10 protein-coding genes are annotated in these 14,243 nt (G+C 72.9%); 6 read left to right on the top strand and 4 right to left on the bottom strand.

The genetic code is table 11. The features are described from left to right. Positions 1-131: 131 nt before the first annotated feature. A complete protein-coding gene (mfd, locus tag ACFYXK_RS21000; RefSeq protein WP_389412490.1) occupies positions 132-3,665 on the top strand; it encodes a transcription-repair coupling factor in 3,534 nt (1,177 codons plus the stop codon). A gap of 75 nt (positions 3,666-3,740) precedes the next feature. Here mfd and ACFYXK_RS20995 read toward each other — a convergent pair whose 3' ends face one another. Together ACFYXK_RS20995 and ACFYXK_RS20990 are read right to left on the bottom strand one after the other, a co-directional pair. Then, positions 3,741-3,923 (bottom strand): antitoxin, encoded by a 183-nt coding sequence (locus tag ACFYXK_RS20995; RefSeq protein WP_389412489.1) that lies wholly within the window; start codon positions 3,921-3,923, stop codon positions 3,741-3,743. 72 nt (positions 3,924-3,995) lie between these two features. Further along, positions 3,996-4,847 (bottom strand): hypothetical protein, encoded by an 852-nt coding sequence (locus ACFYXK_RS20990; protein ID WP_389412488.1) that lies wholly within the window; start codon positions 4,845-4,847, stop codon positions 3,996-3,998. A 269-nt stretch (positions 4,848-5,116) separates the two neighbouring features. On the opposite strand from ACFYXK_RS20990, the gene ACFYXK_RS20985 reads away from it, so the two are divergent. After that, a complete protein-coding gene (locus ACFYXK_RS20985; RefSeq protein ID WP_389412487.1) occupies positions 5,117-5,701 on the top strand; it encodes a hypothetical protein in 585 nt (194 codons plus the stop codon). After that, positions 5,698-7,209, top strand: a complete 1,512-nt coding sequence (locus ACFYXK_RS20980; RefSeq protein ID WP_389412486.1) for a protein kinase — start codon at positions 5,698-5,700, stop codon at positions 7,207-7,209. Before ACFYXK_RS20985 ends, ACFYXK_RS20980 begins: the two co-directional genes overlap by 4 nt. Positions 7,210-7,218: 9 nt before the next feature. On the opposite strand, the gene ACFYXK_RS20975 is transcribed toward ACFYXK_RS20980, so the two are convergent. Beyond that, complete coding sequence (locus tag ACFYXK_RS20975; RefSeq protein ID WP_389412485.1) at positions 7,219-9,648, bottom strand: YfhO family protein; 2,430 nt, start codon at positions 9,646-9,648, stop codon at positions 7,219-7,221. 177 nt (positions 9,649-9,825) lie between these two features. Between ACFYXK_RS20975 and ACFYXK_RS20970 the strand changes: the two genes are divergently transcribed. Next, the gene (locus ACFYXK_RS20970) at positions 9,826-10,452 is read left to right on the top strand and encodes a SurA N-terminal domain-containing protein (RefSeq protein ID WP_389412484.1); all 627 of its coding nucleotides are present in this window, start codon (positions 9,826-9,828) and stop codon (positions 10,450-10,452) included. A gap of 61 nt (positions 10,453-10,513) precedes the next feature. Then, positions 10,514-11,503, top strand: coding sequence for a nucleoside triphosphate pyrophosphohydrolase (locus tag ACFYXK_RS20965; RefSeq protein ID WP_389412636.1), 990 nt, complete (start codon positions 10,514-10,516; stop codon positions 11,501-11,503). A gap of 20 nt (positions 11,504-11,523) precedes the next feature. On the opposite strand, the gene ACFYXK_RS20960 is transcribed toward ACFYXK_RS20965, so the two are convergent. Next, a complete protein-coding gene (locus ACFYXK_RS20960; protein ID WP_389412483.1) occupies positions 11,524-12,720 on the bottom strand; it encodes a globin domain-containing protein in 1,197 nt (398 codons plus the stop codon). Between the two features lie 130 nt (positions 12,721-12,850). Here ACFYXK_RS20960 and ACFYXK_RS20955 point away from each other — a divergent pair, with 130 nt between their 5' ends. Next, a complete protein-coding gene (locus ACFYXK_RS20955; protein WP_389412482.1) occupies positions 12,851-14,143 on the top strand; it encodes a cytochrome P450 in 1,293 nt (430 codons plus the stop codon). The last annotated feature ends 100 nt before the right edge of the window (positions 14,144-14,243 follow it).

Raw genomic sequence — 14,243 nt, 5'->3', positions numbered from 1 at the left:
TGCGTCACTCGCCGGAGTGACCGCAATCCCTCGCGCGGGCGAGGGGGCGGCGTCGTAGGGTGGGAAGCCCCGGCCCGTGAGACGTGTCGGGCCCTTCGCGTTGCCCCTCCACCGGACGGAAGCCTCCTTTCATGAGCCTGCACGGACTGCTCGACGCCGTCACCCGGGACCCGGCCCTCGCCGAGGCGGTCACCGCGGCCGGTGACGGCAACCGCATGCACGTGGACCTCGTCGGACCGCCGGCCGCACGGCCCTTCGCCATCGCCGCGCTGGCCGCCCGGACCGAGCGGACCGTGCTCGCGGTCACCGCCACCGGGCGGGAGGCCGAGGACCTGGCCGCGGCGCTGCGCTCGTTCCTGCCGCCCGACGAAGTGGCCGAGTACCCGTCCTGGGAGACCCTTCCGCACGAGCGGCTCTCGCCGCGCAGCGACACCGTGGGTCGGCGGCTCGCCGTACTGCGCCGTCTCGTGCACCCGAGCAAGGACGATCCGGCCGCGGGGCCCGTCTCCGTCGTCGTCGCGCCGATCCGCTCCGTGCTCCAGCCGCAGGTCAAGGGGCTCGGCGACCTGGTCCCGGTGAGCCTGCGGCAGGGCGAGAGCAAGGATCTGGGGGAGGTCACCGAGGCGCTGGCCGCGGCGGCGTACTCCCGCGTCGAGCTCGTCGAGAAGCGCGGGGAGTTCGCCGTGCGCGGCGGCATCCTCGACGTGTTCCCGCCGACCGAGGAGCACCCGCTGCGCGTGGAGTTCTGGGGCGACGAGGTCGAGGAGATCCGCTACTTCAAGGTCGCCGACCAGCGCTCCCTGGAGGTCGCCGAGCACGGGCTGTGGGCCCCGCCCTGCCGGGAGCTGCTGCTGACCGACGAGGTACGGGAGCGGGCCGCGGCCCTCGCCGAGGCCCACCCCGAGCTCGGTGAACTGCTGAACAAGATCGCCGAGGGGATCGCGGTGGAGGGCATGGAGTCCCTCGCCCCGGTCCTGGTCGACGACATGGAACTGCTGATCGACGTCCTGCCGGCCGGGTCCATGGCCGTGGTGTGCGACCCGGAGCGGGTGCGCACCCGGGCCGCCGACCTGGTGGCGACCTCGCAGGAGTTCCTGATGGCCTCCTGGGCCGCCACCGCCGGCGGCGGCGAGGCCCCGATCGACGTCGGCGCGGCCTCGCTGCGCGGGATCGCGGACGTACGGGAGCACGCGCGCGAGCTGGGCATGATGTGGTGGTCGGTGTCCCCCTTCGCGGCGGACGACGCCGACCTGGCCGCCGACACCCTCAAGCTCGGCATGCACGCCCCCGAGGCCTACCGCGGCGACACCGCCCGCGCGCTCGCCGACACCAAGGGCTGGATCTCCGACGGCTGGCACACCGTCTACCTCACCGAGGGCCACGGCCCGGCCGCCCGCACCGTCGAGGTGCTCGGCGGCGAGGGCATCGCGGCCCGGCTCGAGGCCGATCTGCGCACCCTGGAGCCGTCGATCGTCCATGTCGCCTGCGGCTCCCTCGACAACGGGTTCGTCGACCCCGCGCTCAGGCTCGCCGTCCTCACCGAGACCGACCTGACCGGCCAGCGCACCGCCACCAAGGACCTGGGCCGGATGCCGACCCGGCGCCGCAAGTCCATCGACCCCCTCACCCTGGAGGTCGGCGACTACATCGTCCACGAGCAGCACGGCGTCGGCCGCTACATCGAGATGGTCCAGCGCACCGTGCAGGGCGCCACCCGCGAGTACCTCCTCGTCGAGTACGCCCCCGCCAAGCGCGGCCAGCCCGGCGACCGCCTCTACATCCCGACCGACCAGCTGGAGCAGGTCACCAAGTACGTCGGGGGCGAGGCCCCGACCCTGCACCGGCTCGGCGGCGCCGACTGGACCAAGACCAAGGCGCGCGCCAAGAAGGCGGTCAAGGAGATCGCCGCCGACCTGATCAAGCTGTACAGCGCGCGCATGGCGGCCCCCGGCCACACCTTCGGCCCGGACACCCCCTGGCAGCGCGAGCTGGAGGACGCCTTCCCGTACGCGGAGACCCCCGACCAGCTCACCACCATCGCCGAGGTCAAGGAGGACATGGAGAAGTCCGTCCCCATGGACCGCCTGATCTGCGGCGACGTCGGCTACGGCAAGACCGAGATTGCCGTGCGAGCCGCCTTCAAGGCGGTCCAGGACGGCAAGCAGGTCGCCGTCCTGGTCCCCACCACCCTCCTCGTGCAGCAGCACTTCGGGACCTTCTCCGAGCGCTACAGCCAGTTCCCGGTCAGCGTGAAGGCGCTCTCCCGCTTCCAGAGCGACACCGAGTCCAAGGCCACCCTGGAGGGCCTGAAGGAGGGCTCGGTCGACATCGTCATCGGCACCCACCGGCTCTTCTCGCAGGAGACCAAGTTCAAGGACCTGGGCCTGGTCATCGTCGACGAGGAGCAGCGCTTCGGCGTCGAGCACAAGGAGCAGCTGAAGAAGCTGCGCGCCAACGTCGACGTACTGACGATGTCCGCGACCCCGATCCCGCGCACCCTGGAGATGGCGGTGACCGGCATCCGCGAGATGTCGACCATCACCACCCCGCCGGAGGAGCGCCACCCGGTCCTCACGTTCGTCGGCCCGTACGAGGAGAAGCAGATCGGCGCGGCCATCCGCCGCGAACTGCTGCGCGAGGGCCAGTGCTTCTACATCCACAACCGGGTCGAGTCCATCGACCGGGCGGCCGCCAAGCTGCGCGAGATCGTGCCCGAGGCGCGGATCGCGACCGCGCACGGGCAGATGTCCGAACAGGCCCTGGAACAGGTCGTCGTGGACTTCTGGGAGAAGAAGTTCGACGTCCTCGTCTCCACGACGATCGTCGAGTCCGGCATCGACATCTCCAACGCCAACACCCTCATCGTGGAGCGCGGCGACAACTTCGGCCTCTCCCAGCTGCACCAGCTGCGCGGCCGCGTGGGCCGAGGCCGCGAGCGCGGGTACGCGTACTTCCTGTACCCGCCGGAGAAGCCGCTGACCGAGACCGCGCACGAGCGGCTCGCGACGATCGCCCAGCACACCGAGATGGGTGCCGGCATGTACGTGGCGATGAAGGACCTGGAGATCCGCGGCGCGGGCAACCTGCTCGGCGGCGAGCAGTCCGGCCACATCGCGGGCGTCGGCTTCGACCTCTACATCCGCATGGTCGGCGAGGCCGTCGCCGACTACCGGGCGGCCGTCGAAGGCGGGGTGGAGGAGGAGCCGCCGCTGGAGGTCAAGATCGAGCTGCCCGTCGACGCGCACGTCCCGCACGACTACGCGCCCGGCGAGCGGCTGCGCCTGCAGGCGTACCGGTCCATCGCGTCGGCGAACTCCGAGGCGGACATCAAGGCGGTGCGCGAGGAGCTCCACGACCGCTACGGCAAGCTGCCGGAGCCCGTGGAGAACCTGCTGCTGGTGGCGGGGCTGCGGATGCTGTCGCGGGCCTGCGGGGTCGGCGACATCACCCTCCAGGGCGTCAACATCCGCTTCGGGCCGGTGGAGTTGCGCGAATCGCAGGAGCTGCGCCTCAAGCGGCTCTACCCGGGCTCGGTGCTCAAGCCGGCCACCTCGCAGGTGCTGATCCCGCGGCCGAAGACCGCCCGGGTGGGCGGGAAGCCGCTGGTCGGGCGGGAACTGCTGGCCTGGACCGGGGAGTTCCTCACCACGATCCTCGGGTCGTAGCCCGTCGCGCACGGCCGGGCGCGCGGCCGGTGACCCACGGGTCCCCGGCCGCGCCGCGGGCCGGTCGGGCGTGGGCTACCTGTTCGGGTCGTCGTCGATGCCCAGCTGCTTCTCGACCTGCTGCTGGCCCTGGTCGACCTGCTCGGCGTACTTGCCGCCGGTGCGCTGGTTGATCTGCTGCTCGGCGGCGTCCGACGCCTGCTTCGCCTGCTTGCTGTGGCCGTGCAGCATTTCCTTGGCCCTGTCGAAGATCCCCATGCGAGGGCTCCCTTCCGTATCCCTTTTGCGACGCTACGCGCGTTCTCGGGGATCCGCCCGCCGAGGTCGGTCTCAGACCGATTCGGCGGGGCCGCCGCCGCCCAGCTTCGACAGGTCCAGGACGTCCGTGCCCTCCGGCAGGGCCGTGTCGACCGGCGTGCCGAACGCGGAGAAGAGGATCTCCCCGCTCTCGTCCCCCGAAATCGTGGACTTGAGCAGGTACGGGGTGCCCTGGGTGGCTATGTAGTCGACCTCCGTGCCCTCCTTGGCCGCCGAGGTGATGGTCAGCGCCTGCTTGCCGTCGATGGCGACCGTCTCGCCCTTGCGGGCCAGCGGGCTGGGCTTGCTGCTCCCGCCCGTCAGTTTGCCCAGGTCGCAGACGTGGGCGAACGAGGCCGCCTCGGGATCGGAGAGCGGCATCTTCAGCCAGCGGTCGGCGAGCATCGTGACCATCGCGTCCGTCTGCTTCTTGGGGGTGTGCTTCTTCGCGGCCACGGCCCGCCAGTAGTCGGTGTCCCCCTTGAAGTGCACGAGGTCGGTGGACTTGACGAGGTCCACCTTGCCCATGGCCTCGTACCGGATCGCGCCGTTGCAGCCGCCCTTCTTGTCGAGGGAGAGGTCGAACTCCACCTGCTTGCCCTCCTCGCGCAGCTTCGCGACGACGTGCGCCGACTCGACCTTGCGCATGGCCTCGTACGACTGGCTCAGGATCTCGGCGCCCGACAGGTCGGCGAGCACGCCCGTGCTCTTGTCCTTGCCCCTGGCCGTCGGCGACTGCGTGGCCGCGTCCGAGGCCTGCTCGGCGGCGCGGGCCGCCCTGCCGACGTCGGCGGCCTTGCCCCCGCCCCCCGGCAGGCAGGCCGTCGTCAGCCCGAACAGGGCCGAAGTGGCCAGCACCGACATGCCGATGGTCCGGCTGCGCATGTGGATTCCCCCTAGGAACAGCAACTCGACTGCCGAGGGTAGTCGCCGCCGGTCAGGAGGCCCCGGCGATTTCCGCCCCGGCGGCTCGGCCCGCGGCGGACGAAGGTGTGCGGCGACCCTGCAACGGTTGCGCGCATCCCCTCACTGGCGGCCGGAAACGCTGTATACGCTCAGACCCGAAACTTCGTCGAATCGGTCCGTCAGGAGCAGCGATGCACGGCCCCGGCCTCCCGCCGCAGCAAGGCCCCCAGCCCAGTACCGGGGGAATCGTGGCACTGCGCGTGCTGTTCGCCCTGCTGCCCGTCCTGAGCTGCGGCTTCCTGGGATGGGGCACGATGCTGCGGCTCGCGGTCGTCACCCGCAAGCCCCGGGACTGGTGGCTGCTGGCCGTCAACTGCGCGCTCAGCGTCGCCTGGATCGCGCTGATCGGCGCCGACAAGACGCCCGACACCGACGGCTGGCAGAGCGATACCGGCGCCTTCGGCATCATCATCACCGGCTTCCTGACCTGCGTGTACTTCCTCGTCTCCGACATCCGCCACTACGCAGCCCGCGCGGCGGCGGCCCCGGCCGCCCCCTGGTACCCGGCGCAGCCCGCGCCGTACGTTCCGCCGCAGCAGCAGGCCCGGCCGGCGTACGGATACCCGCCGGCCCAGCAGCACACGCCGACCCCGACGCCGAGCCCGGCCCCCGCACCGGCTCCCGGGCCGGCCACCCCGCCGCGGATCGGACAGGTGCGCGCCGAGCTCGACGAGCTGAGCGAGCTGCTGCGCAAGCAGACGCCGCACCCGCACCCGAATCCGCAGGCGAACCCGAACACGCCCGGCAACGAGGGCGAGGGCCCGGCCCGGTGACCGATGACGACCGGATCATCGGCGAGCGCTACCAGCTCGCCTCCATCCTGGGACAGGGCGGCATGGGCCAGGTCTGGACGGCGTACGACCAGCGGCTGGACCGCCGCGTCGCCGTCAAACTGCTGCGCCCCGACAAGGTGGCGGGCCCCGGCTCCGTCGCCGACGAGCTGCGCCGCCGCTTCGTGCGCGAATGCCGGGTCACGGCGCAGGTGGACCACCCGGGCCTGGTCACGGTCCACGACGCGGGCAGCGACGGCGACGAGCTGTTCCTCGTCATGGGCTACGTCGAGGGCACCGACCTCGCCGACCACCTCGCCCAGCACGACCCCTACCCCTGGCCGTGGGCGGTCGCCGTGGTCGCCCAGCTGTGCGGGGTGCTGTCGGCCGTGCACGCGGTGCCGATCGTGCACCGCGACCTGAAGCCGCGCAACGTGATGATCCGCCCGGACGGCACCGTGCTGGTCCTCGACCTCGGTGTCGCCTCGGTGATGGACACCGACACCACCCGCCTCACCAGCACCGGCACGCCGATCGGCAGTCCGGCGTACATGGCGCCCGAGCAGGCGATGGGCGGCGCGGTGGGCCCCCACACCGACCTCTACGCACTCGGCGTCCTGCTGTACGAACTCCTCAGCGGCAACGTCCCGTTCGCCGGGTCCACCGCACTCGGCGTACTGCACCGCCACCTGTACGAGCCGCCCGTTCCGGTCCGCAGGATGCGCCCCGAGATCCCGCACCAGCTCGAGGCGGTCCTGCTCCACCTCCTCGCGAAGGACCCGCAGGACCGGCCCGCCTCCGCACAGCACGTGTACGAGGCCCTCGCCTCGCTGCTGCCCAAGGAGGGCACGCCGGCGGGCACGCTCGACCCGACCCGCCCCTTCCTGCGCCCCCACGCCCCCTGGCCGGACCGCGCCTCCACCGTTCCGCCGCAGCCGACCGTCCCGCCGACGCCGCCCCGGAAGCCGGACATCCCGGCCGCGGTGGACGAGGCGCGCAGCCTCCTGGACGAGGGCCGCCTCACCCAGGCCGTGGACATCCTCGGCGGGATCCTCCCGGCGGCCGAGGCCGAGCACGGCGCGCACTCACCGGTGGTCCGCTCCCTGCGCAAGCAGTACGCCGCCACGCTGATGGACGACGGCCAGTACCGCCGCGCCCTGCCCGAACTGCGCCGCCTCGCCGACGAGTTCCCGGCCGGCGACCCCCAGTCCCTGCGCTTCCGCTACGACGCGGCCCAGTGCCTGGAGCAGCTCGGCGCCCCCGGCGCCGCCCTGGCCGAATACCGCTCCCTGCTCCCGCTGTTCGAGAACCACTACGCCAACCCGGACCCCGGCCTCCCGCTGGAGGTCCGCCGCCGGATAGCCCAGCTGCTGCTCTCCATGGGCGACCGCCCCGCGGCCCACGACACCCTGGCCCGCCTCCTGTTCGACGCCGAGCGCGTCCACGGCCCGGCGCACCCCTTCTCGACGGAGGTCCGCCGCACCCTGCACTGGCTGAGCCAGGTCCGCTGACGCCGGCGCTCACGCCCCGGTCGCGGCGAGCTCCGCGGAGGCGCCGGCCTCCCGGGCGCCCGGTGCGACCGTCCGGCCGGCCCGGGGCCTGCGGCGGCGCTGCACCGCGAGGAACGCGCCCAGCAGCAGGAGGGCCGCTGTCGCGACGGCCGTGCCCGGGAGGAGGCCCGGGGGGCGGAACGTACAGGTGATCGCCGTGGTGCCCGGGGTCACGGGGACGGAGACCAGGCCCAGGTACGGCGTGGCCGGCCGGTCGTTGCAGGTCCAGCCCGCGATCGCCGGGGACGAGAGGACCGCCGTGCCCGCGGTGCCCGCCGGGACGGTGGCGCGCACGGTCGACGAGCCGACCCGCAGGGAGGTGGGCGCCGACGCGCGGAGCGCGGCCACCGCCGGGTCCAGGCGGGCGCGGTCCAGGCAGGACAGGGCCCAGCGCGGCGGCGCGGCAGCGTCGAAGACCAGAGCCGATGAGGCCCCCCGGGAGGCGCCCAGCGGCTGCAGGGCCGCCCGGTTGCGGGGGGCGTTGCCGTTCAGCCGGAAGGCGGGGCCGTCCGCGAGGCGGGCCGTCGCGTTGTACTCCGGGGCCCAGAGGTAGGCCTCCGTGCCCGCCCGGCACACCCCGGGGGAGACGGGGTCCTCGTACACCCGGGCGCCCAGCAGGAGTTCCTGGTTGGCGAAGGGGGGCCCGTCGCCGTCGGCGTACGACGGCGTGGGCCCCGGCGGGCGGATCGTGATCAGCGGCGGCACCTGCGCGCGGCCGATCGTGCCGTCCGGCCGCAGGCGGGCGCCGACCGCGAACACCGCGTCCGTCACCGGGTTGTCGATGCTCTGCACGTTGCGCCCGCGCGAGGTCCAGCCCGCCCCGAGGGCCACCATCGTCCGCGTGAACACGTCGGGGGTGTGGCTGCTGTAGTACGCGCCGCCCTCACCGCCCAGCAGCAGCGGATCGTTGCCCGACAGCGCCGGCCGGCTCGGGTCCGTGCGGTACGCCGGCCAGCCCTCGGCGCCGGCCAGGGCCTCGGCGCGCGCCGTGTGCGCCGCCCCCCACGAGGGGTAGTCGTCCAGGCCGCCCAGCTTGCCCTTGTGCCCGAACGCCGTCGTCGCCGCGGCCTGGCCGACGAGTACCAGCGCCAGCACCCCGGCCGCGGGCAGGACCAGCCTGCGGTGGCGCAGGCACCACCAGGCCCCCGCCGCGAGCGCCAGCCCGCCGCAGAACAGAGCGAACCCCCACGCCGTCGCCAGGGTGCTGCCGCTCGCCGCCGCGGCCGCCGCGGCCAGCACCGCCGCCCCGGCGGCCAGCGCCCGCGGCCCCGGCAGCCCGGCCGTCGCCAGCCCGGTCCACGCGGCGATCACCGCCACCCCGGCCAGCACGAAGGTCTGCCGGTACGGGCTGCCGTTCGGGGTCGCGAACACGTGCCAGGCCAGGTGCGTCGGCGTCCACTGGAAGGAGAGCAGGACGGCCGCCGTCAGCCCCGCCCACCCCAGGCGGGTCGCCGGCGGCACCGCCCGGTGGAACGGCAGGGCCGCCACCAGCAGCAGCGTCCCCGTACCCACGAACAGCGCCGGCGAGGAGAAGGAGTACGTGGCGGGCAGGACCCGCGCGAAGAGGTCCGGCCAGGACACCGGCGCGAACTGCCGCGTCCACCCCGGGTACGCCTGCTTCGAGCTCAGGAAGAGGGGGACCAGCACCGGGGCGGACACCGCGATGCCCAGCAGCGTCGTCCCCGCCCCGCGGACGAGCACCCGCAGCCGCTCCCGTACTCCCTGGCGCGTCAGCACCACCCGCAACACGAGCACCAGCGCCGCGCCCAGGGTCGCCATGTAGGCCGTGTAGAAGTTCGCCGTCCAGCACAGCGCCACCACGAGGACGGCGACCGCCGGCCGGCGCCCCCGCAGCGCCCATTCACCCGTCAGACACAGGAGCGGGAACGCGATCAGCCCGTCCAGCCACATCGGGTTGTACGAGGCCTCGATCACCGACCAGCCGCACAGCGCGTACGAGGCGGCCAGCAGTCCCGCCGCCCACCACGGCCCGCGGCGCTGCGTGCGCAGCAGCCAGGCCATCGCCGCCGCGGCGGCAGCCATCTTGAGCACGGTGACCACGTACACGGCGAGGTCGATGTCCTCGCGCGGGAACAGCGCGACGAGCACCGCGAACGGGCTCGAGAGGTAGGTGCCGAAGTCGGGCAGGAAGCTCGTGCCGTAGCCGGACTGCCAGTTGAGCAGCAGCCCGCCCTCCGCGCGCCCGTGCAGGAGGTCCCACAGGTGGGCGTGGAAGGGGACGAACTGGTTCCCGAGGTCGTTGATGCTGCGGTGGCGGTGCCCGTACGGGAACACGCGGGCGGCCGCGTCCCCGGCGCACACGGCCACCGCCGTGATCAGGGCGGCGAGGGCCGAGCCGTGCAGGCTCCGGCGGCGCGGCGAGCGGTGCGGTGTCGACATGGTGGGCCGACTTTGGCAGCGCCGGTGGACCAAAGGGTGGCCACCGAGTGAATACGCACCCCAACACCCCGGGAATCGTTGGTCGAACCGGTGGCCCGGACCACCCTGACTGCATACCATCGATCACCGCACGGCCCTTGTGCACCGACGCACAATCTCCCGGCCCTGGAGGCTCCTTTGCACCGTCGCACTGCGCTCTCCGTCTCCGCCGCCCTGCTCGCGGCGGCCCCCCTGCTGTCCGCCTGCTCGGGTCAGGCCCGCCCCGGTACCGCGGCCGTCGTCGGCGGCGAACGCATCACCACCTCCGCGCTCCAGGCCCAGGTGAGCGACGTCCGCGCGGCGCAGAACGAGTCCGGGCCGACCGCCGCGCAGCTCATCCAGGCCTCGCCCGGCCTGGAGCGCGTCAAGCTCAACAAGATGATCCAGACCGTCGTCCTGGAACGCGCCGCGAAGGACGCGGGCGTGAGCGTCGGCGAGAAGGAGGTCCAGGACTTCCGCAAGGCCCAGCTGGAGAAGGCCGGCGGCAGCGAGAAGCTGGCCGCGGCCGCCCTCGAGCAGGCCCAGCTGGCGCCCGGCCAGCTCGACGCCGACGCCCGCTTCAAGCTGCTGCGCGACAAGCTCTTCGACCACTACGGCAGCCAGGACAAGGCCGTCGAGAAGCTCGCGTCCGCCGCGAAGGCGCTGCACATCGAGGTGAACCCGCGCTACGGCGTCTGGGATGCGCAGCAGATCGTGCTCGGTGACCAGGACACCCCCTGGATCGTCCAGCGGACCAGGCCCGAGCAGGCCCCCGCCGGAGCCTGAGCCGCCCGTCCGGAGGTAGGTTCGGAGGGTGAACGACCACGCCGCCGAACCCGCCCCCGCCGTGCCCGCCGCCGATCCTGCCGCCGCCGGCGACACCGCCGCCGGCCGGATCGTCCTGCTGACCGCCAGCCACCGGGTCGCGCCCGGCCTGCTGTCCTGGCCGGCCTGGCAGACCCTGCACGCCGCGGACCGGGTGCTGTGCGCCGACCCGGGCCACCCGCAGCTGCCGTACCTGCGCGAGGCGGGCGTCGAGGTCGCGCACGAGACCCCGGACGCGCACGCGCTGGTCGAGGCCTGCGCCGGCGGCCGCACGGTCGTGGTGATCCCGAGCGGCGAGGGCGACCAGCGGCTCACCGACGGACTGGCCCGGCTCGCCGGCTCCGGCCGCGTCGACATGCCCGACCTCGAGCTGCTTCCCGGCTCCTACGATCTGCCCGGCGCCCGCCTGCTCGACCTCGTCCAGGTGATGGACCGGGTCCGCCGGGAATGCCCCTGGACCTCGCGCCAGACCCACGAAGGACTGGTCAAGTACGCCACGGAGGAGGCGTACGAGCTGGTCGAGGCCATCGAGGACGGGGACCGGGAGGCGCTGCGCGAGGAGCTCGGCGACGTACTCCTCCAGGTGGTCTTCCACGCGCGCATCGCCGAGGAGCATCCCGAGGAGCCGTTCTCCATCGACGACGTGGCCGGCAGCCTCGTCGAGAAGCTGATCCACCGGCACCCGCACGTCTTCGGCGACGCGGACGCGCAGACCCCTGAGGACGTCAGCGCGCACTGGCAGCGCACCAAGGCGGTCGAGAAGCAGCGGGAGTCGGTCACCGACGGGATCCCGCTGGGCCAGCCCGGTCTCGCGCTCGCGGCCAAGCTCGCCGGCCGGGTCCGCACGGGCGGCGTGGCCGTGGAGCTGCCCCGCGGCGAGGGCATCGGGTACGAACTGCTCGAACTGGCGGCGCGTGCCGAGGCGGCGGGCGTCGACCCCGAGACCGCGCTGCGCGCCGCGGCCCGCGTCTACCGGGACGCGATCCGCGCCGCCGAGGGCGTCGGCGAGTAGCCCGCGGGCAGCAGGGACCCCTACCGGGGCGCGCGCCCCGACGGGTTGTGCCAGTGCGGTGCGGGGCGGCTCAGGAACCACTCCCCGAAGCCCAGGGGCCGGCCGTTGGGGCCGTGGCCCGTGCCGGCGGCGGGGACGGAGTCGTGGAAGATCCGGCCGGGGAGGGCGCCGAGCTCCCGGAGCAGGTGCGCGGTCTCGTCGACGAACGGCGGCGGGCCGCTGAGGTAGACGTCCTGGTCGGGCCAGAGCGCCCGGTGGCCGAGCGCCGTCGCGAGCCGCCCGGTGGCCTGGTTGCGGTGCTGCCCGGGGGCGGGCGTGATGTAGGTGACGCCGAGCCAGCCGAAGGCGGCGGCGTACTCGTCTATCAGCGGCCGGTCGTAGAGGTGGGCGGCGTCCCGGGCGACGACGAAGAGCCGTACGTCCTGATCGGGGGGCTGCCCGGCGAGCTCCTCCAGCATGGCCCGGATCGGCGCCCAGCCGGTGCCGGCCGCGATGAAGCTGACCGGCCGGTCGGCGCGGCGGAAGGTCAGCTGCCCGCCGGCCGCGCCGAGCCGCAGCATGTCGCCGGGCCGGGCCTCGCGGACCAGGGCGGTGCTGAGCCGGCCGTGCTCGATGCGGCTGACGTGCAGGTCGAGGGTGCCGTCCGGGCGCGGGGCGTTCCCCATGGAGTACGTGCGCCAGGTCGTCGGGACCCGCTCGCTGCTCACGCTCACGTACTGGCCGGGGAGATAGGGGAAGGGGGCGTGCGGGCGCAGGGTCAGCACCCCTATGTCCTGCCCGTACTGGAGGTGGCGCACGATCTCGGCGTCCCACCACGGCGGGTCCTCGCTCGCGGCGGCTCCTTCCATCATGGCGTCGGCTATCACCTGGTACGCCTCGGACCAGGCCTTCTCCACGCCCGGGGTCCAGGCCTCGCCGGAGGTCCGGGCGAGCGCGGCGAGCAGGCTGGAGCCGACGGCCGCGTAGTGCTCGGGCCGGGCGAGGAACTTGCGGTGGTCGCGGCCGAGGTCGTGGAGATAGGGGAGGAGGCCCTCGTCGTCGAGGTGGGCGACCACGTGGGTCAGCGCGGCGAAGAGCCGGTCGCGCTGGCGTTCCATGTCCTCGGCGGAGGCCGGGAAGAGTTCACGGATCCCGGGGTTGTGCCAGAAGAGGTGGGAGTAGAAGTACTTGACCGCGTGCTCGGCCCTTCTCTCCACCACCGCGAAACTGCTCTTCAAGATCCTCGCATCCACAGAACCGAAAGTAGGAGGGCCGGGGAACGCGAGGTCAAGCGATGGCCGATCTACGGACAGCCGCGGCGAACACCCCATATGGGATGGCAGCCGGTCCGCGGGATACGGTCAGCGGGTGCACGAGCCGACCTCCGCAGCCCCCGAAGACAGCATTCCTCCCCAGGGCCCCACCCTGTTCGACTGGGAGTTCGCGACCGATCCGTACCCGGCGTACGCCTGGCTGCGCGAGCACTCCCCGGTGCACCGCACCAAGCTCCCCAGCGGGGTCGAGGCCTGGCTGGTCACCCGGTACGCCGACGCCCGCCAGGCCCTCGCGGACCAGCGCCTCAGCAAGAACCCGGCGCACCACGCGGAGCCGGCGCACGCCAAGGGCAAGACCGGGATCCCGGGGGAGCGCAAGGCGGAGCTGATGACGCATCTGCTCAACATCGACCCGCCGGACCACACCCGGCTGCGGCGGCTGGTGTCGAAGGCGTTCACCCCGCGCAGGGTGGCCGAGTTCACCCCGCGGGTGCAGGAGCTGACCGACCACCTCATCGACAAGATCGTCGAAAAGGCGGGGGAGGGGGGCGAGGGGGAAGCGGACCTCATCCACGAGTTCGCCTTCCCGCTGCCCATCTACGCCATCTGCGAGATGCTCGGCGTACCGCGCGAGGACCAGGACGACTTCCGCGACTGGGCCGGGATGATGATCCGGCACGGCGGCGGCCCGCGCGGCGGTGTCGCCCGCTCCGTGAAGCAGATGCGGACCTACCTCGGTGAACTCATCCACCGCAAAAGGGATGATCTGGGCAATGACCTCATCTCCGACCTGATCCGCGCGAGCGACCACGGGGACCACCTGACGGAGGCCGAGGCCACGGCCATGGCCTTCATCCTCCTGTTCGCCGGTTTCGAAACCACGGTCAACCTGATCGGCAACGGGGTGCACGCCCTCTTCATGAACCCCGATCAGCGCACCCGCCTCCAGGAGTCCCTCGCCGCCGGCGAGAGCGGCCTGCTGGAGACCGGCATCGAGGAGCTGCTGCGCTACGACGGCCCCGTGGAACTGGCCACCTGGCGCTTCGCCACCGAGCCGCTGACCCTCGGAGGACAGGACGTCGCGGCCGGCGATCCGGTTCTCGTCGTCCTCGCCGCGGCCGACCGGGACCCCGAGCGGTTCGCCGATCCCGACACCCTCGACCTCTCCCGCACCGACAACCAGCACCTCGGATACGGGCACGGCATCCACTACTGCCTGGGTGCTCCGCTCGCACGACTTGAAGGGCAGACGGCGCTTGCGACTTTGCTGACGCGTCTGCCGGATCTGGAACTCGCTGTTCCGCCCAACGAGCTTCGCTGGCGCGGGGGTCTGATCATGCGTGGCCTGCGCACTCTTCCCGTCAGGTTCACAGCTCGAAACATCTGAAGGCTCCCTGACCGTAAGTCAGCCCCCGTCAAGAGTTGTGACTAACGTGCTAAGACGGCTAGGTTCTGCCGTTACCCAGCCGTTATGCGAAAGGTGCAGC

This window comes from Streptomyces sp. NPDC002209, assembly GCF_042890265.1.
GTDB lineage: Bacteria > Actinomycetota > Actinomycetes > Streptomycetales > Streptomycetaceae > Streptomyces.
Note: the sequence above shows the minus strand (reverse complement) of the source record. Positions and strands in the feature narration are given on the sequence as shown.